This is a genomic window from Marinilabilia salmonicolor, from assembly GCF_003003035.1.
Taxonomy (GTDB): domain Bacteria; phylum Bacteroidota; class Bacteroidia; order Bacteroidales; family Marinilabiliaceae; genus Marinilabilia; species Marinilabilia salmonicolor_A.
The window spans coordinates 391,398-415,608 of sequence record NZ_PVTS01000002.1; the positions used below are offsets into that span (position 1 = coordinate 391,398).

Annotated in this window: 22 protein-coding genes; 2 read left to right on the forward strand and 20 right to left on the reverse strand. The window is 38.1% G+C overall.

Features of this window, described 5'->3' with window-relative positions; genetic code table 11:
* Positions 1 to 5: 5 nt before the first annotated feature.
* From BY457_RS03280 to BY457_RS03300, 5 genes are all read right to left on the reverse strand, one after another.
* On the reverse strand, positions 6 to 1,034 hold the full coding sequence (locus tag BY457_RS03280; RefSeq protein ID WP_114437357.1) for a hypothetical protein: 1,029 nt from the start codon (positions 1,032 to 1,034) through the stop codon (positions 6 to 8).
* The gene (locus BY457_RS03285) at positions 1,031 to 1,516 is read right to left on the reverse strand and encodes an RNA polymerase sigma factor (RefSeq protein WP_106151893.1); all 486 of its coding nucleotides are present in this window, start codon (positions 1,514 to 1,516) and stop codon (positions 1,031 to 1,033) included. The genes BY457_RS03280 and BY457_RS03285 overlap by 4 nt, the downstream gene beginning before the upstream one ends.
* A gap of 379 nt (positions 1,517 to 1,895) precedes the next feature.
* Entirely contained in the window at positions 1,896 to 4,670 is a 2,775-nt protein-coding gene (gene polA, locus BY457_RS03290) for a DNA polymerase I (RefSeq protein ID WP_106151894.1), read from the reverse strand.
* 43 nt (positions 4,671 to 4,713) lie between these two features.
* On the reverse strand, positions 4,714 to 5,163 hold the full coding sequence (locus BY457_RS03295) for a 6-pyruvoyl trahydropterin synthase family protein (RefSeq protein WP_106151895.1): 450 nt from the start codon (positions 5,161 to 5,163) through the stop codon (positions 4,714 to 4,716).
* Between the two features lie 62 nt (positions 5,164 to 5,225).
* Entirely contained in the window at positions 5,226 to 5,525 is a 300-nt protein-coding gene (locus BY457_RS03300; RefSeq protein ID WP_258176557.1) for an ArsR/SmtB family transcription factor, read from the reverse strand.
* Positions 5,526 to 6,058: 533 nt separating this feature from the next.
* Here BY457_RS03300 and BY457_RS03305 point away from each other — a divergent pair.
* Entirely contained in the window at positions 6,059 to 7,033 is a 975-nt protein-coding gene (locus tag BY457_RS03305; protein WP_106151896.1) for a polyprenyl synthetase family protein, read from the forward strand.
* Here BY457_RS03305 and deoC read toward each other — a convergent pair.
* Genes deoC through dtd form a run of 3 tightly spaced genes read right to left on the reverse strand, consistent with a single transcriptional unit; the run spans position 7,030 to position 8,691 of the window.
* Positions 7,030 to 7,908: a deoxyribose-phosphate aldolase gene (gene deoC / locus BY457_RS03310; RefSeq protein ID WP_106151897.1), complete on the reverse strand. Its 879-nt coding sequence runs from the start codon at positions 7,906 to 7,908 to the stop codon at positions 7,030 to 7,032. The two genes, BY457_RS03305 and deoC, sit on opposite strands and share 4 nt — an antisense overlap.
* 1 nt (position 7,909) lies before the next feature.
* Positions 7,910 to 8,233, reverse strand: coding sequence for a nucleotide pyrophosphohydrolase (locus BY457_RS03315; RefSeq protein ID WP_106151898.1), 324 nt, complete (start codon positions 8,231 to 8,233; stop codon positions 7,910 to 7,912).
* Positions 8,234 to 8,238: 5 nt separating this feature from the next.
* On the reverse strand, positions 8,239 to 8,691 hold the full coding sequence (dtd, locus tag BY457_RS03320; protein WP_106151899.1) for a D-aminoacyl-tRNA deacylase: 453 nt from the start codon (positions 8,689 to 8,691) through the stop codon (positions 8,239 to 8,241).
* A 232-nt stretch (positions 8,692 to 8,923) separates the two neighbouring features.
* On the opposite strand from dtd, the gene BY457_RS03325 reads away from it, so the two are divergent.
* A complete protein-coding gene (locus BY457_RS03325) occupies positions 8,924 to 9,895 on the forward strand; it encodes a lipoate--protein ligase family protein (RefSeq protein WP_106151900.1) in 972 nt (323 codons plus the stop codon).
* A gap of 12 nt (positions 9,896 to 9,907) precedes the next feature.
* On the opposite strand, the gene uvrC is transcribed toward BY457_RS03325, so the two are convergent.
* The 12 genes from uvrC to BY457_RS03390 all read right to left on the reverse strand — a co-directional run bounded on the left by uvrC (position 9,908) and on the right by BY457_RS03390 (position 24,156).
* Positions 9,908 to 11,731, reverse strand: a complete 1,824-nt coding sequence (gene uvrC / locus BY457_RS03330; protein ID WP_106151901.1) for an excinuclease ABC subunit UvrC — start codon at positions 11,729 to 11,731, stop codon at positions 9,908 to 9,910.
* A 5-nt stretch (positions 11,732 to 11,736) separates the two neighbouring features.
* On the reverse strand, positions 11,737 to 13,368 hold the full coding sequence (ade, locus tag BY457_RS03335) for an adenine deaminase (protein WP_106151902.1): 1,632 nt from the start codon (positions 13,366 to 13,368) through the stop codon (positions 11,737 to 11,739).
* A gap of 901 nt (positions 13,369 to 14,269) precedes the next feature.
* A complete protein-coding gene (gene mnmG, locus BY457_RS03345; protein ID WP_106151930.1) occupies positions 14,270 to 16,147 on the reverse strand; it encodes a tRNA uridine-5-carboxymethylaminomethyl(34) synthesis enzyme MnmG in 1,878 nt (625 codons plus the stop codon).
* Between the two features lie 50 nt (positions 16,148 to 16,197).
* Complete coding sequence (ybeY, locus tag BY457_RS03350; protein WP_106151904.1) at positions 16,198 to 16,626, reverse strand: rRNA maturation RNase YbeY; 429 nt, start codon at positions 16,624 to 16,626, stop codon at positions 16,198 to 16,200.
* A gap of 5 nt (positions 16,627 to 16,631) precedes the next feature.
* Positions 16,632 to 17,018: an ATP-binding protein gene (locus BY457_RS03355; protein WP_106151905.1), complete on the reverse strand. Its 387-nt coding sequence runs from the start codon at positions 17,016 to 17,018 to the stop codon at positions 16,632 to 16,634.
* A 112-nt stretch (positions 17,019 to 17,130) separates the two neighbouring features.
* Positions 17,131 to 18,288, reverse strand: coding sequence for a murein hydrolase activator EnvC family protein (locus BY457_RS03360; RefSeq protein WP_106151906.1), 1,158 nt, complete (start codon positions 18,286 to 18,288; stop codon positions 17,131 to 17,133).
* The gene (locus BY457_RS03365; RefSeq protein WP_106151907.1) at positions 18,269 to 19,096 is read right to left on the reverse strand and encodes a DUF4292 domain-containing protein; all 828 of its coding nucleotides are present in this window, start codon (positions 19,094 to 19,096) and stop codon (positions 18,269 to 18,271) included. The genes BY457_RS03360 and BY457_RS03365 overlap by 20 nt, the downstream gene beginning before the upstream one ends.
* Positions 19,086 to 20,843 carry a tetratricopeptide repeat protein gene (locus tag BY457_RS03370; protein WP_106151931.1) on the reverse strand — a complete coding sequence of 586 codons (1,758 nt, stop codon included), beginning with the start codon at positions 20,841 to 20,843 and terminating at the stop codon, positions 19,086 to 19,088. Before BY457_RS03370 ends, BY457_RS03365 begins: the two co-directional genes overlap by 11 nt.
* Positions 20,844 to 20,868: 25 nt before the next feature.
* Positions 20,869 to 21,303: a dUTP diphosphatase gene (gene dut / locus BY457_RS03375; protein ID WP_106151908.1), complete on the reverse strand. Its 435-nt coding sequence runs from the start codon at positions 21,301 to 21,303 to the stop codon at positions 20,869 to 20,871.
* Complete coding sequence (locus tag BY457_RS03380; RefSeq protein WP_106151909.1) at positions 21,281 to 22,741, reverse strand: lipopolysaccharide biosynthesis protein; 1,461 nt, start codon at positions 22,739 to 22,741, stop codon at positions 21,281 to 21,283. The genes dut and BY457_RS03380 overlap by 23 nt, the downstream gene beginning before the upstream one ends.
* 20 nt (positions 22,742 to 22,761) lie before the next feature.
* On the reverse strand, positions 22,762 to 23,781 hold the full coding sequence (gene ruvB / locus BY457_RS03385; RefSeq protein WP_106151910.1) for a Holliday junction branch migration DNA helicase RuvB: 1,020 nt from the start codon (positions 23,779 to 23,781) through the stop codon (positions 22,762 to 22,764).
* 75 nt (positions 23,782 to 23,856) lie between these two features.
* Positions 23,857 to 24,156 (reverse strand): response regulator, encoded by a 300-nt coding sequence (locus BY457_RS03390; protein ID WP_258176560.1) that lies wholly within the window; start codon positions 24,154 to 24,156, stop codon positions 23,857 to 23,859.
* Between the last annotated feature and the right edge of the window lie 55 nt (positions 24,157 to 24,211).

Below are 24,211 nucleotides of genomic sequence, written 5' to 3' on the forward strand. Positions count from 1 at the left end.
AGAAGCTACCTTCGGAGCTTTTTTTCAACCTCTAAATATCCGGCTTTCAGATTGTAAGCAATGAAATTACCATCTTCATCATACAGCTTATCAAAATTAACCAGATCTCCCGAAACCCGGTCCACGAATTGAATTCCCTTCATTAAAAAGTTGCCTTCTGGTTTTGAAACAGTCTGTGAAGCCTGTTCTGCAAGAATTGGCGGATTGTTTCGGTTAATATCCAGATACATGGGCATCATGTGTCGCAACCCGGCTTCGTAAGCATTGGGCACCTGTATTGCAAGTCCTTCCTCTAAGGCAGATGGCTGCAGTCTGGTTAGGTCTTTTTCAGGAACAGCAATCGCGTTGACCGGAATCGTTTCTATTTCAGGTTCCCCTAATGTCGCGGTAGTCTGTTGAGCTTCTTCCCTGTCCAGTCCATTATTGCTGGCAGCCAGTTTTTCAGAAACAGAAAAATCCGGGGAAAAATCTTCGGTCTCAATAGTTGCAGGAAGAGATGGTAATAACTCCAGAACTGTTTCCTGTCTTTCCGGTGCAAAGAAAGAATCACTATTCCAGATTGTCAGTAGCAATGCAACGACAATAACAGCCGCTGCAATTCGAGTTGTCCGATACCATGGAGCAATTGACCTCCGAATCAAAACTCCTTTTTGCTGATAAGAAATATCTGCTGCCACCAACCTGGTTTGTTGATACTCCAACCCCCTTTTTATCAGCGACTCATCATTTCTTATTTCTTCCGTAAGTTCAATATTTTCCTCTTCCGTAAGTCCCTGTTCCATCTGCTTAATCAACAGATAATCGGGTCGGGAAACAGCTATCAAATCCGACTCCTCTTTATAGAGCGATTGGATCGATTCATATTCAACTTTATCCGGACTGAGACTGACTTCCGAAAAATCCTTCAACTCCTTTTCCAAATCGGGATTGGCCTGAAGGAACTCCTGCAATTTTGCCAAAGCCTCACGGTCCAGGTTTCCATCCAGATAATCGATGAACCAAACCTCGTAATTATCTCTGCTTATGTTCATCATACCACCACCTCCATCTTTCCTATATATTTTCTGAGAAATACCCGTGCCCGATAAATATAGACTTTCACCTGACTCTCACTCAGACCAGTCATTTCTCCAATTTCCTCATAAGAGTATCCTTCGTAATCACGCATCATAACCACCATTTTCTGATCCTCCGGAAGCTTTTCCAGAGCCAGATGCAAAACTTCCTGCAGATCTGAGTACTGACGCTCGTGAGAATGCTCCTGCAAATCAGCTTCTTCCATCCGTACAGAGTGCTTTTCTCTTCGTGTATGGTCAATCAAAACGTGATAAGCAGTAGAAAAAAGATAACTTTTACCTTTTGCCCCATCAACGTTTGCATGATGTCGCCACATCTTCTCAAAAGCATCCTGCACAATATCCGACGCTTTCTCCTCATCACGAATGTTTTTGAGGACAAAGCGGTAAACATTGTCGGCATAATGTTGCACGCAATCGTTGTATTCTTCTACTGTCATCAGGTTCCGGTAAATTGATACGAGTGTAGCAATTACTAAATTCCTTCACTAATTTCAAGCGCTTTTTCCCTTTCTGCTTCGCCGGGATTTTTAACCGTAGCTACGGCTAGGCTTTTCAAACCCCGTCTGGCAAAAAGAAAAAAATCACATAAAATATAAGTTAACTAATTTAATAACTGACACACTAGTGGGACGCTTTAGTTCAGCGAAAAGTTACAGCGAAATTTTACTGAGCACAAATATTTTACTTTTCCTCACGGGAGAATATCCCTACCCGCCTTGCCATAAGGCAGGTAAGATGCAAAACATACTGAAAGCCTGTTGCAGAAATGCCAGTAAATTCAGGATAGCGTTTCCTGTTCCCTCCGCAATAAAAAAATCAATGTGCCTCCAGCCAATTCCGGCCAACACCCATATCAACTTCAAGTGGTACTTTCAATGAAACTGCTGATTCCATCTCTCTTTTAACGATTTCCTTTACTCTGTCCTCTTCCGACTTTAGCACTTCGAAGTTAAGTTCGTCATGCACCTGAAGTACCATTCGGCTTTGAATATTTTCTTTTCGGAATGCCTGCTGCACACCAACCATCGCCATTTTTATGATGTCGGCAGCAGCCCCCTGAATAGGAGCATTGATCGCATTTCGCTCCGCCACACCCCTTACCACACCATTGCGGCTGTTGATATCAGGCAGATACCGGCGGCGACCAAACATGGTTTCAACAAATCCTTTGTCACGGGCCTGGGCAATAACCCTGTCCATATACTCTTTTACAGCCGGAAAACTTTCAAAATAACCATCAATAATGCCTTTTGCCTCCCCTCTTGGGATATTTAACCGCTCAGACAAACCAAAGGCCGAGATGCCATAAATAATGCCAAAATTAGCAGTCTTGGCTTTACGACGCATATCACCGGTCACTTCCTCCGGTGATACTTTAAATATTTTAGCTGCAGTGGCAGCATGAATATCTTCTCCACGATTAAAAGCTTCCAGCAGGTTTTCATCTTCGCTCAGATGGGCCATCAACCTGAGCTCCACCTGGGAATAATCAGCACTTAGAAACAGATGGTCAGAATCCCCCACCACAAAAGCTTTACGCATTTCGCGCCCGTCTTCTTCCCTGATTGGAATATTCTGAAGATTGGGGTTGGAACTGCTCAACCGGCCCGTTACCACCACAGCCTGATTAAAAGAAGTGTGCAATCGACCGGTATCTTTATTAATCAGTTTAGGTAATGCTTCCACATATGTATTCAACAGCTTCTTAAGTCCTCTAAACTCCAATATTTTTTCAATGATCGGATGTTTGTCCTTCAACTTTTGTAAAGTCTCCTCGTTGGTACTGTATTGCCCCGATTTGGTCTTTTTTGCTTTTGCATCAATTTTTAGTTTATCAAAAAGCACTTCACCCACCTGGCGGGGACTGGCAACATTAAAATCCGTTCCGGCATCTTCAATAATCCCCTTCTCCAAAGCTTCGATACGTTGCTGAAGTTTTCCGGCGAAATCAGCAAGAGCATCTGAATCCAACACCACACCATGATACTCCATTTCGGCAAGCACCTTGAGCAAAGGCATTTCCACATCTTCAAAAAGAGAAACCATCTTCAGCTCTTCCAGCTCCTTGAGCAATGGCTCTTTCAACTGTAAAGTGATATCTGCATCTTCTCCGGCATACTCTTTGACCTTTTCTTTGTCAATATCACGCATACTGCCCTGCTTCTTACCCTTTTCACCAATTAGCTCCGTTATGGAAACAGGGGTATAGTTCAGATAAGTCTCGGCCAGGAAATCCATATTGTGCTTCAGCCCGGGCTGAACAAGATGGTGAGCAACCATTGTGTCAAAAAACGGTCCCTGCATCTCTACCCCGTATCTCTTAAGCATCAGGTAATCATACTTCAGATTTTGACCAACCTTCAGCACCGCAGGATCGGTCAGCACTTTCTCAAATCGTTGAACAATCTCTTCAGCCTTATTTTTATCCTTATCTACAGGTACATAATAAGCTTCACCCTTTTCAAAACTAAAAGATAGCCCTACCAATTCATTGGACCACACATCTATACCGGTGGTTTCGGTATCGATACAAAACTCTTTCTGTACACTAAGGTCGGCCGCCAGCGAATCCAGTGCCTGCCGGGTTTCTACCAAATAGTATTCATGTTTGGCATCTTTTATCGTTTGGTTACTGGTATTAAATCCGGCTGATGAAGCCTGGGTGTTGTTGTCGTCCCCAAATAGCGATCCCTGGGTAGGACCTGCATCCTTTTTCCCGGCAATCTTTTCCCAAAGTGTTTTAAACTCCAGTTCTTCAAATACCGGTTTAAGTTTCTCCAGATCCGGCGCTTTATGAAGAAACAGCTCCTCATTAAACTCCACCGGAACCTCTGTTTCAATGGTTACCAGTTTGCGGGACAGTTCCACCTGCTCCCTGAAGTTGATAAGGTTTTCTTTTTGTTTGCCTGAAAAGTCATCGATGTGCGCATATACATTTTCAATGGATCCGTATTTCCCAATAATATCTTTGGCTCTTTTTTCTCCGATTCCCGGGCATCCCGGGATATTATCGGCGCTATCACCCCAAAGTGCAAGTAAATCAATGACCTGTTCAGGTTTTTCCACCGAAAACTTTTTCTGAATTTCAGGAATTCCCCATCGTTCAATATCATTGCCTGCCGACTTAGGCTTATACATAACAGTATCGGCCGTTACCAGCTGGGCATAGTCTTTATCCGGGGTTACCATAAATGTTTTAAATCCGGCATTTCCTGCCTTTCGTGACAAGGTTCCAACCACATCATCAGCTTCAAATCCGTCCACCTGAACAACACTTATATTAAAAGCTTCAAGGATTTGTTTGATATATGGAACAGCCTTTTTGATATCCTCAGGAGTGGCGTCCCGGTTGGCTTTGTATTCTTTAAAAAGTTCGTTTCGGAAAGTAGGACCCGAGGGGTCAAATGCCACAGCGATATGTGTGGGGTTTTCTTTATTCAAAACCTCCAGCAGAGAGTTGGTAAATCCAAAAATAGCAGAAGTATTCAGCCCCTTTGAATTCACCCGGGGATTTCGAATAAAAGCATAATACGCCCTGAAAATCAAGGCGTATGCATCAAGAAGAAATAGTTTTTTGGTTTGTTCTGACATAACTTTTCAGGTTTATTCCCGAAAAGTAAGAAAAAATGAGATACTAATCATTGTCGGAAGCAAACCATTCGGCAAACGAATTTGCGGTTTCGTGCAGTTTCAGACTGAAAAGAGAAACATTCTCCGGCAGTCTTGCCCGAATTCTTTGAGCATAATCAACCAGCAAATTTTCACAGGTTGGCTGATAGGATACCACATGGTAACGATCGGCCATCTGAGGAACCTGAAGTAACTTTTCCACCGGGGCTCTATCACTGATTACAATGCTGTGATCCATAGGATCGACCACCTCTTCTTTGACAATCTTTTTCAAGTCACCAAAATCCATCACCATCCCGTATTTCGGACTATTCTCATCCGGTTCCGGCTCCCCGATTACGGTTACCTGAAAAATGTAAGAATGACCATGAATATTTTTACAGAGTCCGTCATAATTCCAAAGCGCATGAGCCATCTCAAAACGAAACTCCTTCGTTAATCTTATTTTAGACATACAAATACTCCAAAAAATCCGGTTTCAAAAACCGGTCTCAACATCCAATAAAAAACACAAAACTACTCAACAGAACAACGACTGACACATTCCACAATGTTTCGGAGGCTGTCATGTTTCAGGAAATAAAAGGTGTTTTTTCCGTCTCTTTGAGAAGCCAATACCCCCTTATCCTTCAAAATTCCCAGGTGATGAGAGGTCGTGGACTGCTCAATATTTAACAGGTTATGAATTTGTGTTACCGTCAGTTTTTTCCCATCCTCCAAATGATTAAGAATGGCTATTCGCATCGGATGAGCAATGGCTTTCAACATGCTTGCTGCCCTATCCAGCTGATTGGCATCAAGATCTTTAATTTTCATAGTTTTAACTTCCATCATTAATATTCATATTTAAAAACACCTGTGAAAAGATCAAACAGGTAAATTTTCTTCCCTAATTTTTTCCAAAATAGTCCGTTAAGTATTTTCAAAAATCTGGTAATTAGACATCTAATCTTAAACGAGTGGGTTTTTGACAGAACTCAGAACGTCAATGTTATACGATTTTTCTAATCTCTAATTTCTAAAAATCTCACGATCTATTATGTTCAGGTGGGCAAAGATAATGAAGATATTTTGATTACTAGATATTTAAACCTGTAAAATATGCAAATATTTAGATAGGACTGATATTTCACTTTTGTTACAACACTAATACGCCGCAAATTGTTATTTTTGAAAATTCATTCCCCGCCGGTAGGTGTAATATCCGGAAAAAGAACTAACTTATTCTGGTTAGTCCGCTGATTTTAAGCCTTAAACCTTATTCAAAACAATTAATTAAATCGATAATACTGAAGACAACCCTCTTTACCGCTGAAAAAAGCAAAGGGGTTTAAGATAAAAAAGAAGTAATGAAAATTTCATCAAAGATAACATCTCCCATCGAAGAGGAAATGAAGCATTTTGGTCCGTATTACAAGAAAAATTTCGACACCAAAATTCCGCTTCTCAATATTATCACGAATTATCTCATCCGCCGCAAAGGAAAACAGATGAGACCAATGCTGGTATTTTTATCGGCAAAACTTAACGGATCCACCGATGAGGGGACCTATACCGCTGCAGGATTGATTGAATTACTGCACAACGCAACACTTATTCATGACGATGTAGTGGATGAAACGTATCAACGCAGAGGATTTTTCTCCATTAATGCACTTTGGCGTTCAAAAATTGCCGTGTTGGTTGGTGATTACTACCTGGCTATGGGGCTGATAAAATCACTCGAGGAAAATCAGACAGAAGTGCTCCGCATTGTTTCCACTGCTGTAAAGGAAATGAGCGAGGGTGAATTACTTCAGATCGAGAAATCCCGAAAACTTAACATCACCGAGGATATTTATTACGAAATCATTCGCAAAAAGACAGCTACACTCATTGCTGCCTGCACTGCTGCCGGGGCCCTTTCTTCGGGAGCATCCGAAGAGCAGATTTCTAAAATGCGTGATTTTGGAGAATATCTGGGAATCGCCTTTCAAATCCGTGATGACTTACTGGATTATGAGAAAACAAACCTGGCGGGTAAACCTACCGGTAATGACCTGAAGGAAAAGAAAATGACACTTCCATTAATTCACGTTTTGGAGAAAATGCCGGCCTCCAAAAAAAGACAAATATTAAGTACCATTCGAAAACATCATAAAAACGAGAAAAAAATTGCCCCCATTGTTCAGTATGTAAAAGACAACGGAGGCATTAACTATGCTCGTGAAAAAATGACAGAATACCGCGATAAAGCACTGGAGATTCTTAACTCCTATCCCGAAAGTGATGCCCGGGAAGGCTTAATCGAATTGGTTCACTTTACAACCACACGAAAAATTTAAAAATACTTTTCAAAAGGCTTTCCCTGCTTTTCTGCCAGATCAGCAAGCAGGTTGTTGGCCAGCCGGCTTGCTCCTATCCTGAATCTTTCGGATGTCAGCCACTCCTCGCCCAATACATCGTTGACGATTTTCAGATAGACCAGGGCATCATCCGTGGTACTGATTCCTCCTGCCGGTTTCAATCCGATTGTTTTTCCTGTGGCCTTCTGAAATGCTTTTATAGCATGAACCATAACCCAGACTGCCTCTGGGGTAGCCGCAGGATTCATTTTGCCGGTAGAGGTTTTTATAAAATCGGCACCGGCCTCCATTGCTATAATTGAGGCCTCCCAGATGTTTTGCGGTGAATCCAATGCACCTGTCTCAAGTATAACTTTTAAATGAGCTTCCCCCATCACTGATTTTATGGTGCTTATCTCCTGCATAACAAATTCATGATTCCCTTCCAGGAATTCGCCAACTGAGATGACAATATCAATCTCATTGGCTCCCATATCCAGTGCTTTTTTAGTCTCCAGCACCTTCAGGTCAAGAAATGTCTGGGAAGAAGGGAAACCGGCAGATACCACTGCCCTGTTCACATTCAGACTGCCCAACCGGGTCTTTAATACACTGGCAAAAACAGGATATACACAAACAGCCCCCACCAAGGGCATATCAGGAAAATCCTTTTTAAAAGAAACGAGCTTATCACAAAATTCCTGTACCGAATTGGCACTGTCTGTGGTATTAAGGGTGGTTAAATCAATAAATGAAAAAATCCTTTTGAGGTTATCTTCCGTATCTAATCCCTTAATATCAATACTTTCAGGAAATTCAGGCATCGCCTGAAAATCTTTTTCATATTTCTCAAGTAATTGTTCCGACTGTTCCATTCTATTTAAGTTTTGGATTGTTTTTATGACGATCTTTATCTCTGTTGGTTTTCTTTTCCATTGATTTTCGGAAAGCCTCCGTCAAATCAACTCCGGTTTGATTGGCCAGACAGATAAGTACCCACAATACATCGGCCATCTCTTCTTCCAGGTTAGGATCCTCCCCTGCCTTAAACGATTGGTCACCAAATTTTCGGGCCATTACTCTCGCCAGTTCTCCCACCTCTTCAGTCAATACAGCCATGTTCGTTAATTCACTGAAATACCGAACACCATGTGTCTGAATCCATTCATCCACCAAACGCTGGGCCTTCTCTATATGCATACAATCTATTTTTTGTTTTTGGTATCAATAACAATGGTTACAGGACCGTCATTTACCAATTCGACAGCCATGGAAGCGCCAAACTCACCCGAAACGACAGGATTCCCCAAGGTCTGAGAAAGAGCCTCCTTAAACCTTTCATAAAGCGGAACAGCAACATCCGGTTTGGCAGCATCAACATAAGACGGGCGGTTGCCTTTTTTGGTTCTGGCATGAAGCGTAAACTGACTTACGACCATTACTTCGCCATTCAAATCCAAAACAGACTGATCCATTATCCCGTTTTCGTCATCAAAAATACGAAGATTGACTATTTTATTTACCAACCAGGAAATGTCTTCTTCTCCATCCGCATTTTCAATTCCCACTAAAATCATTAAACCTTTTCCGATGGAACGGGTTTCTTTTTCATTAATCGTTACTGAAGCTTTCGTTGCTCTTTGGATAACGACTCGCATAAAATTTCTTTTTAAATTTTTGTTTTACATTTAGTGTTAAAAATGGCAATTCTTTTGCCAATTAAAAAGAACAAACAATCATTTTAGCTGGTTTGTCATTTTGATTTCCATTTAAAATTTTAATTATTCTTATTCCTTATATATTGTTTTGCAATATATTATATTATTTATTTACATCTTTACTTTAATGTTTAATGCCCTGAGATTTTAATAAAAATTCAAGCACTGTACAATGGACAGAGATACTTTATTCATAACCAGTAAAACCAATGACCCGGCATTTAATTTAGCAACCGAGGAGGTTTTACTTCGAAAATTCAAACAAAACATAATTTTCTTTTATATCAACAGACCTTCTGTCATAGTGGGAAAACATCAAAACACATTGGCGGAAGTAAATCATGAATTTCTGGAAAAAAACAATATTCCGGTCTATCGAAGATTATCAGGTGGAGGAACCGTTTATCACGATTATGGAAACATCAATTATTGTATCATTGAAAATGGTGAACCGGGCCATCTTGTAGATTTTTTAAGAGCAACCACCCCGGTTGTTGAAGCACTCAAAGATTACGGTCTGGATGCGCGCCACGGAAAGAGAAATGATTTGCTCGCCGGGTATAAAAAAATTTCGGGCAATGCTTGCCATGTGTATAAGTCCAGAGCAATGCACCATGGCACTTTGCTATTCAACAGCAATCTAAGTCAACTTACCGAAAGTTTAAAAGCAGATGCCACCAAATTTCGTGACAAATCAGTTAAGTCTGTAAGAAGTGAGGTGGTAAATATCTCTGACCTGATACCTGAAAATAACGATGTGGATATATTTGTATCTAAGATAGGAAGCTTTTTGCAAAGGAAATACAATGCTGCTCCTTATGCATTTTCTGAGGAGGAAATATCCGAAATAACAACGCTGGCAGAGACAAAATACAAAACCTGGCAATGGAATTATGGATACAGTCCAACTTATGAATTCTCTAAGCGCTTCAAATCAGATAACTATGTCTATTCAGCCAAACTAAAAGTTGAAAAAGGAATTATTAGTGAGATTACTGTAAAAACCAATCATCCTAAAAAAGAAGAAATCATCAATACAACCAATAAGCTGACGGGAACCATTCATGAAAAAAGTCAGGTCGAAAAAGTATTGGTCGAAACAGATAAAGAAATCCGGGCTAGCCTCCTATCCTGCTTATTCTAAAAACGATTTATTTCAACGATCCTGATTGTTTTTGAAATATTCACTAATCTTTTCAGCTCTGTTTTTTCCTACAATTTCTGTCAGGGCCTGAAATGAAGCCTCTTCTATCCCCTTGGCAGAGCCAAATTGATTAAGCAACTTTTTTATGCTTTCCGGCCCTACACCCGGTATTTCCTCCAGGCGCGACTTAAGAAAAGCTCCGCTTCTCTTATTTCTGTGAAAGGTAATTCCAAAACGGTGAGCTTCATTTCTAAGATGCTGGATCAACTTTAGAGATTCAGAATTCTTATCAAGATAAAGGGGTACCGGATCACCAGGATAAAATATTTCCTCCAGCTTTTTTGCGATCCCTATAATAGCTATTCTATCATCAAGTTTTAATTCACGCAACGCTTTAACAGCAGATCCCAATTGTCCTTTCCCACCGTCAATTACAATCAGCTGGGGCAAAGATTCGCCTTCGTTCAGTAAGCGACTGTAGCGTCGGAAAACCACCTCCTCCATGGATGCAAAGTCATCAGGTCCCACAACCGTTTTAATGTTAAAATGACGATAATCCTTTTTTGAAGGCTTTCCGTTCTTAAAAACAACACATGCAGCCACCGGAAAATGTCCCTGTATATTAGAATTATCAAAACATTCTATATGTACAGGGAGCTGATTTAATCGCAAATCTTTCTTTGTCGTTTCTAACAGTCGCGCTTCCCTGGGCACTTTTGTTTGATTGGCTATCTGTTTGAGTTTCTCCAGCCGGTAATATTTCACATTCCGTTCTGACAACTCCAGCAACTTCTTTTTATCACCTATTTTCGGAACTAAAAAACGCACATCTTCAAAATCAATATCCGGTTCAAAAGGGACAATAACCTCCCTGGAATTGCTGTGAAGTCTCTCCCTGATATCTGCAATGGCCATTGGCAACAACGTATAAACATCTTCGTCCAGTTTTTTCTTATACTCTATGGTATGAGCCTGAATAATGGCACCATTGACAACTTTCAGAAAGTTTACAAAAGCATATTTTTCATCATCAACAATAGAAAAAACATCCACATTGTTAATTTTGGGATTAACAATGGTGGATTTACTTTTATAACCTTCCAGTATCTCCAGTTTTTTCTTTACATCCTCTGCCTCCTCAAACTTGTAATCGGCCGCCAGTTTCATCATGGTTTCTTTCATATATTTCATGACCGATGAAATATTGCCTTTGAGAATGTTCTTAATTTCTCGTATGTATTCGAGGTACTCAGATTCAGGTTGAAGACCTTCACAAGGACCCTTGCAATTGCCAATATGGTATTCCAGACAGACTTTAAATTTTCCTTTGGAAATATTTTCCGGTGTAAGCGCATGTCTGCAGGTTCTTAGAAAATAGAGTTGTCTGAACAGGTCAATGAGGGTTTTTACCATCATCCCACTGGTGTAAGGACCAAAATATTCACTGCCATCACGCACAATTTGACGGGTGGAATAAACCCTGGGAAAAGGTTCATTTCTCACTACAATCCAGGGAAAGCTTTTATCATCTTTCAGCAAAACATTGTATCTGGGCTGATATTTCTTAATCAGATTATTCTCGAGCAATAAGGCATCCTGCTCAGAATTTACCACAATGTGTTTGATATCCCTGATTTTTCGAACCAGAATTCGAGTCTTAGCATTATCTGGCTCCTTGGTAAAGTACGAAGAAACCCTTTTTTTCAGGTTTTTTGCCTTACCCACATAAATAATTTTTCCGGTGTCATCAAAATATTGATAGACACCGGGTCCTTCCGGAAGTACACGAATTAAACTCTTAAGATAACTGGTTCTTTTATCTTCTTTTTGTGCCATTTATATCACTCAAAAACAGATGTAAATTCAAACTTTTCTCCGTCAAACAGTCCCTTATCCCCCAGCTTAAGTTTGGGAATAACCAAAAGAGACATGAAAGACAGTGTCATAAACGGAGCTTTTAAGGTACTTCCCATCTGAACGGCCATCTTCTCCAATAGATTGTATTTATCAGCGACAACTCTTCCATCTTCATTGCTCATGAGGCCGGCCACCGGCAAAGGAAGCACTTTTTCTTCATTTCCATCCACGGCTACGAGTCCGCCTCTCTTTTCCATAACCAGATTAACAGCTCTGGCAATTTCTCCATCATTCACACCCACGGCAACAACATTATGGCTGTCGTGCGCAACAGATGACGCCAAAGCTCCTTGTTTTAAACCAAAACCATTAATAAATCCGACCGAAACCGGCTTATTCTGATATCGATCCACAACCACTATTTTAAGGACGTCTTTATCAACCGAAGCCGACATTTCAGATTTTTCTTTAACCTCTGTCCATACAGTATCGGTAACCAACTCCCCATCGAAACATTGAATAACTCTGGCTCTGCTTTTTCCTGAAGGAACTATAATCTTCAAATCATTTTCAGATATAAAATGAGGCACAAAATGATTTACAGGATTGACTTTTTTCTCTGAAAACAACACACCCTTTTCGCTATCAAAAACACATTCTCCATTAATGTATGTACCCAGCACATTAAAAGATTCAGGATGATCAATAACAATAAAATCTGCAGGATCTCCTTCTCTCAATAATCCAACAGGAAGATTGTAATGATTAGCAGGAATTAATGAGGCAGCGCGCAGCAATTTAAACAGATCAATTCCTGCTTGTAATCCCAAATGAATTAATTTATCGATGTGTCCGCTTTTTACCAATTCATCAGGATGAGAGTCATCGGTACACAACATCAGATCATCTGCATGTTCTTTGAAGAGGTCGGCAAGTGCGTCAAAGTTTTTGGCGGCACTCCCCTGGCGAACCTGTATTTTCATCCCTCTTTTTATTTTCTCAAGGGCCTCAGATAACTCAAAACATTCATGATCTGTTCCAATTCCGGCCGCTGCATATTGTTTTAAGTCCTCCCCTCTTAGTCCTGGTGCATGTCCATCCACAGGGAGATTTCTATCAACAGCCGCTTTGATTTTAGCCAACACTTCAGGATCCTTATTCACAACTCCCGGGAAATTCATCATTTCACTCAGAGCAATAATCTCAGGTTTTTCAAGCAACCTTTCAATCTGAGCGGAGTCAATCACTGCTCCGGAAGATTCCAATGGAGTAGCTGGCACACATGATGGTGCTCCAAAAAAACATTTCAACGGGGTGTTTTTCGATTCCTCAATCATATACTCAACCCCCTCTACTCCCATTACATTACCAATCTCATGCGGATCTGTTACAACGGCAATTGTTCCACGTGGAACAACCAGCCTTGAAAAGCCCGATGGGACAAGCATACTGCTCTCAATATGAACATGTGCATCGATTAATCCGGGAAGAATATACCGATCATATTTACCACCTGTTTCTTCAATTCGATCTATTCCACCCTCACTGTAGTGAATAACACCACCGAAGATAATCCTTCGATGAATATCAATAATATTACCTGTTATTTTCTTCATATTTTCATAATGCTAATTCATTTCACAAATATTGGCGATAAAAACAGGGCCAGTTTTTAAAATAATCAAAATCTTTATAGAACAAAAAAAGTTAGAAAGGAATAACAACAAACCCTTGATGGAATATTTAAGTAAAAATAATTTCAAACAATAATATGGACAAAACTTCAATTCAAACTAAAAAATAAAATATACATACGACAATCTTCCATTTACCTGAAATAATCTGTTTACTATCGAAAGAAAAAATAGATGGCTTAAACATTAATCTTCGATGATTGGTGTACGATTAAAAAACTGAAATTGATAAAATACATTCAAAACAAAAGTTCTTTACAAGACATCAAGCATTACCAGGTTTTGATTTTGGCAAATCAGTAAATTAACACCCTACCTCTACTCATAATCTTTTAAAAACCGAGTTATTGTGAACAGAGCAAGGAAAGCTTCTTCCCATAATAATATTATTTTTGGACAATCGTGCTTTTCAATATTGGTAAAGCGAACCCATATTTTATTGTATAAACATATTCCCTTTAAAAAAAACAATGCAGCTATTTTAAAAAAGAAAACCAACATCATTTAAGATAAAAAAGACTTTTAGAGAACGGAATAAAATTCCTCCATTATTTAACCTAAAGAAAAATAAATGCCAACTTCTTCTTTGGAGGAATAAAGTAAATATAAGTGTACACTCAAATCAATGGAAAAATCAGGAAATAATAAAACCTGAATAATAACTTATTAAAATCATAAGCCTTAACCCTCTGAAAAAAATTTATAAAAACACCCTCTAAGGGCATAAGCCTAAAACAACCCTAAAAGATTAAAATCAGGGAGAAAACAGAGAATTTCATTATAAAAAGACCAAATCTGGTTATAAAATGTTCCACGTGGAACACTACCTCCCCATTAAAACCAAAAGCACATTGATATCGCTTGGTGAAACACCACTGATGCGCGAGGCTTGCCCTATAGTTTCTGGATTAATTCTCGCCAATTTTTGCCTTCCCTCCGTGGAAATATTCTTAATGGAGGCGTAATCAAATTTCCCTTTAATCTTTAAATTCTCTAACCTTTGAAGTTTTTCAGCTATTACTTTTTCCCTGTTAATGTATCCTTCATATTTAATGGAGATTTCTATTCCTTCTAAAATTTCAAGACGACGCTCTTCAGGAATATCACAACACAATTGTCTCAAATCGGAAACAGCGTCAACCAGTTCATGAAACTTAACTTGTGGCCGGGAAACAATATCCCGTAATTTACCCTTTTGTTTTAAAGGACTGGTCCCTTTCTCCTCTAACCAGGGGTTTATTTCAGTAGGTGAAATTCGGTATTCCTCAAGAAAATTAAAGATCTTTTCTCTCCATACAGTCTTCGCTTTAAAAAGTGAATATCTGTCATCTTTTACCAAACCAATACTTCTCCCCTTATCAGTCAATCTAATATCAGCATCATCCTGTCGAAGTAAAATTCTGTATTCTGCCCGGGAAGTAAACATCCTATAGGGCTCATCTACTCCTTTAGTAACCAGGTCATCTATCAAAACACCTATGTATGCTTCGTCTCTTTTAAGAATAAAGGGTTGCTCTCCTTTTAGTTCCAATGCAGCATTAATTCCGGCGACCAATCCCTGTGCAGCCGCTTCTTCATACCCGGTTGTACCATTAATTTGTCCGGCAAAATACATTCCACCTACCTTTTTAGTCTCTAAAGTATGATGTAACTGGGTGGGATCAAAAAAGTCATATTCTATGGCATAACCAGGCCGGAAAATAAACGCCTCTTCCAATCCGGGAATAGATTTTAAAGCAGCAAGCTGTGTTTCCAACGGCAAAGAACTACTAAAACCATTCAAATAAAACTCGATGGTCTCCTCTCCTTCCGGTTCCAAATGCAATTGATGTTCATCTTTGCCCTCAAAGGTTACTATTTTGGTTTCAATACTCGGACAATATCTTGGACCAATACTTTGAATGGTTCCGTCATACATAGGACTTTGATTCAACCCCTCCTTAATGCTATCGTGGACAATGGGATTGGTATAAGTAAGATAACAACTGCGTTGTTTCAGATTTTTGTTGGAAACAGGCATAAAGGAAAACTTGTAAAAATCTTCCTCTCCGGGCTGTTCCTTTAATTTATCGAAATTAACAGTACGCCCATCAACTCTTACCGGAGTACCCGTTTTCATACGACCGGTAGTAAATCCTCTTTCAAAAAATTTATCAGAAAGCCCTTTTGAAGAAGGTTCAGAAATACGTCCACCTTCCATTTGAACTTTACCAATATGCATTAAACCATTTAAAAAAGTACCGTTGGTTAAAATAACTTTTTTACAATCAAAAGTGACATTTTGAGCAGTATGTACTTTAAAAGAATCATTCTCAGAAAAATCGACATCAATAACAGTATCCTGCCAGAAATACAAATTGTCGGTTTGTTCAAGTTTCTTTCTCCATTCGGCAGAAAAAACCATACGATCACATTGAGATCTGGGACTCCACATGGCAGGTCCTTTAGATCTGTTGAGCATTCTGAATTGAATGGATGAGGCATCAGTAACTAAGCCCATCTGTCCACCAAGTGCATCAATTTCCCTGACAATTTGCCCTTTAGCAATACCTCCAACCGCTGGATTACAGCTCATCTGAGCCACCTTGTTCAAATCCATGGTAATAAGCAAGGTTTTGGCACCCAAATTAGCAGCTGCAGCACTTGCCTCACAACCGGCATGTCCCCCACCGATAACAATAATATCAAAATTGAAATCCATAATAATCACACGTTGAAAAAAAGATACAAAACTCCGCAAAGTTAACAGAGTTACTGAAAATTTGTTTCGTAAAATAACAAAGCAATATTTTCAGCATTACGCATGGTTTGTTTTTCTTCATCGGTATGATCATCATACCCCATCAAATGAAGAACACCATGAATAATAACTCTTAAAAGTTCATTGAAAAACGTTACACCAAATCTTTCAGCATTCACACTAACAGTCGGAATACTTATTAGAACATCTCCGGAAATTTTTCGCTTAGAGGAATAATCAAAAGTGATTATATCGGTAAGATAATTGTGAGAGAGAAATTTTTTATTGGATTCTAAAATATAATCGTCTGAGCAAAGTAAGTAATTGATTTCACCTACTTTAAAACCCTTATTTTCAATAACTTCAGTAATCCAGTCTGTAATTTTTTCTGTATTCGGGAGTTGGTATTCAATATCGTATGTAGAGAAGGAAATAGACACGTTAATTATGATAAATTAAAGATAACTTTAACTTCATTTCCTTTTTCGTTGAATTCAACTTCATCAGCTAAATGATTCATAAGAAAAATTCCGCGTCCATGAGTTTTTTCTAAATTCTCCGGTTTGGTCGGATCCGGTAAATCTTTATAATTAAATCCGGAACCATTATCGGTAATGACAAATTGAATAATTTTGTCGGTAATTTCATACTGAAGAACAACATCTTTATCACTCTCCAATTTATTACCATGCACGATGGCATTATTCACCCCTTCAACCACAGCCAATAACAACTTTCCGTAAATATCGGAATGCAGTTGATATTTTGTAGAAATATCATCTATTAACCTTTCCACAAGGTTAATATTCTTAATCTCAGATTTAAAAACCATTTTATTCACTTCCACAAATTTTGATCAGGCCCGGTTTTAAAAATACTAAAATACATTATTTATACTGGTTTACGGAAAAGAAGTTTCTAAAATATCCACATTTTTTAAATAATTAACGAATCAGCCATTGTTCCGGATCCAATTTATTATTCTCTTCCCATATTTCAAAGTGCAAAATTTCCTTCATTTCACTATTGTCCCTGTAAATTTGTCCAATTTTCTGACCAGCTGATACAATATCACCTTTTGAAACAAAAACATCAACCAAATTTCCGTAAACAGTTAAATATTTTCCATGTCGTACAATAACCGCTTTGTTAAGTCCGGGAATGGCAACAACAGTAGAAACCTGGCCATTGTGAACACAATATACATCAGAGGACCCCGTTACCCGAATGTCAATTCCATTATTTTTAATGGTAACATTTTTAAGAACGGGATGTCTGTGTTCACCAAACTCGTTAACAATTAACCCATTGGTAACAGGCCAGTTCAATTTACCCATTCTATCAGCAAATTCACCAGATTCTGCAGCATTAATATTCTCTTTCTTCTGTGCGGCTATTAACTCCCTTATTTTGTTTTCCAATTGTGCTGCAGCCTTTTCCTTTTCCTTCAAACTCTTTTGAAGCCATTGCTGCTCAGTCATTAATCTTTGAATCAATCTGGATTTCCGCTTCTTATTCAAAGTAAGCCTATGAACTTCATTTTCAATACTGCTCAAAACCTCTTCTTTCTCGCTTTTTTGCTGTTGAATCTCCCGCAACAGTGCTGCAACCTTATTTTGATTTTGAACCAATAATTCGCCCTGTTTTTGACGATATCGGCTATATTCCTTAAACAATCTATACCTCAAATACCCTTTACTGAAATCTTCAGCACTAAACAAGAACATAAGATAATTGAGATCCTCCTTTCGCTGATAGGAATCCCGGATAAGCCGGGAATATTCTTCTTTCAAATTAATGATATCACTTTCCAGATCATTTACCAGCATTTGATTGATTTCTATCTGCCGATCCAGTTGTTCTATCTCTTCTCTAAAATTTTCAATCAGCCGTTCCCTGGTAGAAACTTCCCTTTCAATCAAATTCAATTCTCTCAGGTTATCAAGCCGGCTTTCCTTTTTTTCTTCTATCAACAAAGAAGTATTGGAGATTTCTTTAAGCAGACTTTCCCTCTCATTACGAAGATCTTCAACACTTTGAGATTCCGCATAAAACCAAGGCAATAGCAAAAAAATAAAAAGACTACCTAAAAATTTTTTCATACTTGTCTGATACCTGAAATGAAATTATATCCGCCCCATTAACTTGGATATCGGAGTGTGAAATATCAACTGAAACCTTTTTTAATCCTCTGTTTCCAGTGATAGAAATCTCTTCAGGAAACTTTTGTCCCTCTGAAAGTTCTATAAAATTAGTATAGAGAATGTCAAGGACCATATTCTTCTTCTGTTCATTAAACGAAAAACGGGTAACTTCATATGATTTTGGTTCAATCCAAATCTTATGAAAAAAACCATCCGAATTGCTATTGAATAATGAACCGGATCTTTCCCTGGCGGAGCTTAGTTTATATTGCTGTTTATCAATACCCATGTGATAATTATGCAGACTAATTCCTTTATTTTGGAAAATACTAAAGGCTTCATTCAGCAACAAACTCTGAAAAAGATGAAAGTCGCCTTCTATCCCAAATTTACGGTAAATCTCGTCATAATCAGCGTAAATCACTTCCCTGTTCATCCTGTCGATGATTGTTACACTGTCAGGGTCCAAAGAAACTCTGGCAACCTCAATCCCCATAGGGGCCAAAATACTTATTCGTATAACACTATTTCTGTTGATATAAATATTAGACCTGAAAGTATGACTGATTTCATCAGAAGAAAACTGAACAAGAGAACGACGAAAAAATATATTATCAATGTTTTGAGAATTATCCTCCAGTTGACCAATCAAAACATCTTTATCCAAGGGAGGAACAATGTTTGAATCGCTAATAACCTTCTTCGTCTTACAACCAAAAAAACCTGCAAGAATAATAAGTAAAATAATTATACCCCTAATTTTCATCTATGTATTCCTTTTGCTCAATTTTTTGTTCCAATAAATCTGAATGTCCTCCTATTTCAAGTGCTTTTTTCCATTGCTCAAGAGCACCATTAATATTGCCGTTTTTAAACAAAATATCACCATAATGCTCCACAACAACTCCTGATGGTTCGTCCATATTATCAATAGCTCTTTCGATAATAAATTTAGCTTCAAGAAACTGACCCTTTTTAAATAAAATCCATGCATAAGTATCCAAAAAGGTAGTATTACCAGGTTCAATTTCAACAGTTTTAGCACTCATCCTTTCAGCCTTATCTAAATCTTTACCCAACACTGACAAATAATAACTGTAATTATTGAGAACCATCACATCATTTTCATCAATTTTAAGGGCTTTTTCGTATTCTTGGAATGCTCTGTCTATACTATCAGAAGAATGGTAAAAATCCCCTAAATAAGCGTGAAAACGTTGTTTTAATCCCCTGTTATCATCAGTCAATTCAAGACCTTTCTCAAGGGTTTGAATAGCCTGCAAAGTATCTCCTGTTTGAAACAAAGAAATTCCATGAAACAATCTGAATAACGCAACGTCAGGAAAAAAGGTAATCGCTTCCTGAGATTTCTTTTTAAGCTCTGAATTATCTCCTGAGCCTGACAGGGTAAACAGATATTCCTGCCATAATTCAGGTTGGGAAGCATCAAGTTCCAGAGACTTTTCCAAAATTACCCTTGCTTTATCTTCTTCTCCTTCAGATTTCAAAAATTCTGAATATGAGGTATAAAGCTCACTCTGATAAGGATAGTGACTTAAAAGTACCTCGTAAATATTCGTTAAATCCTTTTTAGACAAAGGGTTATCAGACATATCTTTTCCGGAAACAAAAGGAACAAACCGACGAAATTTATCATCAAATACAACATCGTCTGATTCAAAACCCTCCATCAGTAGTTCTTTAAAACGAGTGGTATCTCCAGCTTCCAAATAATAATTGGACAGGGAAAAAAGGACCTTTCCGTTTTCAGAATCCTTTTCTTTAACAAAATCATATTGCTCAAAGGCTTTTTTCAAATCTCCGTTTTCTAGATAGAAATCACCCAATATAATTTTAAAATCATGATTTCCGGGAAACTTTTCAGATAACCTTATTAATTCATCTTCAGCTTTTTTTGGCTCACCACTCTCCATGTATAACTGAACCTTTTCAAAAACCAGATTTTGATTAACTCCAATTTGGTTTTCAATAACATTCAAAACTTCAACAGCCTCATCATAAAGTCCGTTCTGAACTTTTACCTGAGCAGCAAAATAAAGATCATCCACAGAGCTGGATTCAATATCAAGAAGTTTATCAGAAACTTTTACAGCTTTGTCACCTTTGTTATTGGCCTGTAATATACGCGAATAAAGATTGATATAAAATCGATTATCTGGACTGTACCGAACAGCACGATCCATCAGAACTTCTGCTTCGTCAAGATCTTCGTTACCAATTAGAAATCTGGATAATTCATAAGCACATGCTGAACAGGTAGAATCAATTTTTAAGGCTTCGGCAAAATACATGAAACTTTTATTAGTCTCATTGATAGCTTTATACCGGTTACCTTCGTAAAAATAATAATTAAACTTACGTTCATCTTCTTCATCCAATACCACCTTTGTATTAATGGCATATTCTCCTGAATTATCGGTTGTATCACTATTTTTTAAAGATCCACAACCAAAACCCAATACAGCTATACTTATTAAAAAAAAATATCTCATCAACCTCATTTTCAATATAAAAAAATCATATTCCGGTATGTCCGAAACCACCGGATCCTCTCCCACTTTCATTCAATTCTTCAACACTATCCCATTCAAAACGCTCATATTTATGAACAACCATTTGACAAATCCGATCTCCTTTCTTGATTTCAAATTCATCATTTGATAAATTGACCATGATAACCTTAATTTCTCCACGGTAATCACTATCAATTGTACCGGGGGAGTTTAAAACAGTAATACCGCTTTTAGCAGCCAAACCGCTTCTGGGTCTGATTTGCGCCTCGGTACCAACCGGAAGCTCAATAAAAAGTCCTGTAGGAACCATCGCCCTTTCAAGGGGTTTTAAAACAATAGACTTTTCAATAGCCGCTCTTAAATCAACGCCTGCAGAGCCTTCTGTAGCAAATTCCGGAGAAGGATTATCACTTTTATTAATCAATTTTACTTTTATCATATCTTCTAATTACAAAAAACGAACCAATAAATAAAGCAAATATAACTGCTTTAAACAGATACGAAAAAAAATCATCATGGATTATAACAACCGTATCAGTCCAAAAAATTAAACCGGCCATTAAAAAATAGAATAAATACAACTTTATCCGATATGGAACCGGATAATATCGTTTACCAAAATATCCTGAGAGAATCATCATCACAAAATATCCGCATGACAAAGCCACCGCTGATCCTACAATCCCCATAGAAGGCACAAGAAAAATATTTAAACCAATGGTAATAACGGCACCAACTGTACCAAAAATAGTGCCTACCCAGGTGCGGTCAGTAAGTTTATACCAAAGTGATAAATTAAAATAGATACCGTAAAAAAGCAGTGAAATAAGAACGATCGGTATAATAGAATTACCCTGAATATATTCAGATGTCAAAACAACATTAATAACATCAATAAACAAAGTAACACCCAGAAAAATAACAAGTCCAAAGAAAATAAAATAGTTCATGACTTCAGCATAAACCTGCTTACCCCTGCCCTTATTTTTAAAAAAGAAAGGTTCAAAGGAAAATCGAAACGACTGGGTAAATAAACTCATCAAAATACCAATCTTAAAATTGGCACCATAAACTGCCAACTGACTAAAGCCTTCATCAGATAACAAAACAGGAAGAAGAATTTTATCGATATTTTGAGTTAACATACCGGTTATACCTACAAAAAGAACCGGCAATGAGTAAATTAAAACCGGCTTAATAACCTTAAAATCAACAATGGTCTTTAAATGATACACCTGAGGCAAAAGAAAAACCAGAGTAACAACACTACTTAACGCATTGCTTAAGAAAACAAAGAAAACACCGTTAAATTGGGAGTAAAAAGTTGCAATATTCTGATTAACAAGTTGGTTTTTGATAAGATAAGGAAGGATTAAAAGAAAAAACAAGTTGAAAAATATATTAACTCCAATATTTACTAATTTAATCAATCCAAACTTTACGGGTCGGTTTTGAAGTCTTAACCGGGCAAAAGGGAGAGAGGAAAATGAATCAATACCTAATACGATGAAAACAAGTAAAATAGATAATGAATGTTCACCACCGTAAAAGGAAACACTAAATAAATCATAGAAAAAAATACCAACCAAAATAAACGTACCACTGGTAACTCCCAATAACGAAACCAGTGTTTTAAAAATTACGTTTTCATTATACCCTTTTCCAGAGAAGCGAAAAAAACCTGTTTCCAGACCATAGGTCAAAACCACGAGCAAAACAGAAATAACACCATAAAAATTAACGACAACACCATATTCTATTGTAGTAAGAGTACGAATATAAAATGGCATTAAAAGCCAGTTCAAAAGTCTTCCTACCATGGTGGAGGCGCCATAAATAATGGTTTCACCCGCTAGTTTCTTGAGGCTCAAGGACATTTTTTAGCAGATTAAAAATTTTAAAATAATGAAGATTGGGATGCTCCGTTTTCCCTGCCAAAATGCTGATAAGCAAGAGGAGTTACCATTCTGCCCCGAGGGGTTCGTTTAATAAAGCCCTCCTTAATTAAAAAGGGCTCATACACTTCCTCTATGGTTCCGGAATCTTCACCTATGGCTGTAGCAATGGTGGAAAGACCTACAGGGCCGCCGCCAAACTTATCCATAATGGTCAACAAAATTTTATGGTCCATCTGATCCAAACCATGCTGATCAATGTCAAGGGCTTCCAAACTAAATTTTGTAATAGCCATGTCAATCTCTCCATTGCCTTTTACCAGAGCAAAATCACGAACACGACGCAGTAATGAGTTGGCAATACGAGGAGTGCCGCGACTTCTTCGGGAAATCTCTGCAGAGGCTTCTTCAAGGATAGGAACATCAAGAATTCTTGCTGATCTTGAGATGATACCTTTCAGAACATCTACATCGTAATATTCAAGATGACAATTAATTCCAAACCTTGCCCGAAGTGGACTGGTTAACAAACCACTCCTGGTTGTGGCTCCAATTAAAGTAAACGGATTAAGCTCTATTTGAATACTTTTGGCACCTGGTCCTTTATCGATGACGATATCTATGCGAAAGTCTTCCATGGCAGAATACAGATACTCTTCCACGATCGGACTAAGCCTGTGAATTTCATCAATAAATAAAACATCATTGGGCTCCAGAGAGGTAAGAATCCCGGCCAAATCGCCGGGTTTATCCAAAACAGGTCCGCTGGTTAGCTTAAAACCAACCCCAAGCTCATGGGAGATGATATTGGATAAAGTAGTTTTTCCCAATCCCGGAGGACCATGGAGCAAAACATGATCAAGAGCATCGCCACGCATCAGGGCAGCTTTAACAAAAATCTGAAGGTTTTCAACTACTTTATATTGCCCCTTAAAATCAAGAAAACTGAGTGGCCTCAGTTTTTGTTCTATATCAGGTTCTCTCGTCTGTTCATCACCCGCATTACGTATATCAAAATCCATTACAATGATTTCTGTAAATAAAACTTAGAAAGGCTTATCCAGGTAAATATAAAATCTACCTGGAAAAGAAGCGCATTAATTTATTTGAAAATCAAATTGCGCAATGATTTCTTTAAATACATCTATATCAAATGGTTTAGACATATACTCATCCATTCCCTCCTTCAGACATTTGTCCCGATCGGCATCATAAGTGTTGGCTGTAAGCCCGATAATAATATTTCTATTTCCTGTTTCCTGATCTCTTTTTCTAATATTCCGGGTAGCTTCGAGTCCATCCATCACAGGCATCATCAAATCCATCAGAATAATATCATAATGCGAATTAAGGGTTGAAAAAACCCAATTTATTGTTTGTAAATATTTAAAAATCAATGAAATATATGCTTGAAAAATTAGGTTAAATCCCTGAAAATCAGTATCTTAAGAG